At 72.1% G+C, this 1,942-nt stretch carries 3 protein-coding genes; all 3 read left to right on the forward strand.

Annotation, left to right across the window (positions count from 1 at the left end; genetic code table 11):
• Positions 1 to 389 (forward strand): ABC transporter permease (locus tag ACFFNX_RS48725; RefSeq protein WP_378213265.1); only part of this gene is annotated, 389 nt, incomplete at its 5' end.
• Positions 386 to 1,375: an ABC transporter permease gene (locus ACFFNX_RS48730; RefSeq protein ID WP_378213267.1), complete on the forward strand. Its 990-nt coding sequence runs from the start codon at positions 386 to 388 to the stop codon at positions 1,373 to 1,375. The genes ACFFNX_RS48725 and ACFFNX_RS48730, both read left to right, overlap by 4 nt.
• A partial coding sequence (locus ACFFNX_RS48735) for an ABC transporter ATP-binding protein (protein WP_378213269.1) occupies positions 1,372 to 1,942 on the forward strand: 571 nt, incomplete at its 3' end. The genes ACFFNX_RS48730 and ACFFNX_RS48735, both read left to right, overlap by 4 nt.

The raw sequence follows: 1,942 nt of genomic DNA on the forward strand, positions 1-1,942 counted from the left end.
GGCTGGTCCGCGGGCAGGTGCTGTCGCTGCGGACCCGCGACTACGTGGCCGCGGCGCGGCTGTCCGGCGCGAGTCGCGCCCGCGTCGCGGTGCGCGAGGTCCTGCCCGGCGTGTCGGCGCCGCTGGTGACCTACGCCGCGCTGCTCATCCCCTCCAACATGGTCTCCGAGGCCGGCCTGTCGTTCCTCGGCGTGGGCGTGCGGCCGCCCGCCTCCTCCTGGGGGCAGATGCTGTCCAGCGCGACGACCTGGTTCCAGGCCGACCCGACGTACGTGCTCGTGCCCGGCCTGCTGCTGCTCGTCAACGTGCTGGCGTTCACCCTGCTCGCCGACGGGGTCCGCACCGCGCTCGACCCCAAGGCGCCCTCGGTGCGGGGAGGCCGCCGATGACGCGTTTTCTGCTGCGGCGGTTCGCCAGCACGGTCGTGCTGCTGCTGGTCATGGTCTCGCTCGTCTACCTCATCTTCTACACGCTGCCGTCGGACCCGGCGGTACTCGTGTGCGGGAAGGGCTGCGGCGGCGGACAACTCGCCGTCATCGACCACAAGCTGGGCCTCGACCAGCCGGAGTGGAAGCAGTTCTGGCAGTTCCTGAAGGGGATCCTCGTCGGCCGCGACTACAGCTCCGGCCCGGACGTCTCGCACTGCGCGGCGCCCTGCCTGGGCTTCTCCTTCCAGAACGACCAGCCGGTGCTCTCCCTGATCGGCCAGCGCCTGCCCGTGTCGCTGTCGCTGACCTTCGGCGCCATGGTGGTCTGGCTGCTCCTCGGCGTACCGGCCGGCATCCTGTCGGCGCTGCGCGCGGGCCGGCTCGCCGACCGCGTGGTGACGGCGGTGTCGGTGCTCGCCTACGGCGCCCCGATCTTCGTCAGCGGCATGCTGTTGCTGATCGTGTTCTGCGGGTACCTGCACTGGCTGAGCTTCCCGGTGTACGTCCCGTTCAGCGACAACCCGGCCGAGTGGGCCAAGAACCTGCTCCTCCCCTGGTTCACGCTCGCCATCGCGCAGGCCGCCGTCTACGCGCGCCTCACCCGCACCGGGATGCTGGAGACGCTGTCGGAGGACCACATCCGCACCTTCCGCGCGTACGGGCTGCGGGAGCGGCGGATCGTCGGACGGCACGCGCTGCGCGGCGCGATCACCCCCGTCATCACGATCAGCGCGTACGACTTCGGCTACATCCTCGTCGGCGCGATGCTCACCGAGACGCTGTTCGGGCTGCCCGGTCTGGGCCAGCTCATCGTGCAGTCGTCCAACAACGTCGACCTGCCGGTCGTCGCCGGGCTCACCCTCGTGGCCGGCGCGGCGATCGTCGTCGCCAACACCGCCGCGGACCTGCTGTACGCGGTGGTCGACCGAAGGGTCGTGCTGGCATGACCGAAGAACCGGTGCTCTCGGTCCGGGATCTGAGCGTGGAGTTCCCCACCGGGGACGACGTGCTGCGCGCGGTCGACGGGGTCTCCTTCGACCTCGCCGCGGGCGGGGCGCTGGGCATCGTCGGCGAGTCCGGGTCGGGCAAGAGCACGACCGCGCTCGCGCTGCTCGGCCTGCACCGCGGCACCGGCGCGCGGGTGTCGGGGCGGATCCTGCTCGGCAACGACGACGTGGGCGCGCTCGACGACGAGTCCGTACGCCGGCTGCGGGGCCGGCGCATCGCGATGATCTTCCAGGATCCGCTGTCGGCGCTCGACCCGTACTTCCGGATCGGCGACCAGATCGCGGAGGTCTACCGCAACCACACCGGCGCGAGCCGCCGGGCCGCGTGGGCGCGAGCCGTCGAGGTGCTCGACCGGGTCGGCATGCCGGACGCGGCGCGGCCGGCGCGGTGGCGGCCGCACGAGTTCTCCGGCGGCATGCGGCAGCGGGTGCTGATCGCGATGGCCCTCGCCTGCGAGCCGGAGGTCATCTTCGCCGACGAGCCGACCACCGCGCTCGACGTCACCG

The sequence above is a fragment of the Actinoallomurus acaciae genome, assembly GCF_042429965.1.
Lineage (GTDB): Bacteria > Actinomycetota > Actinomycetes > Streptosporangiales > Streptosporangiaceae > Actinoallomurus > Actinoallomurus acaciae.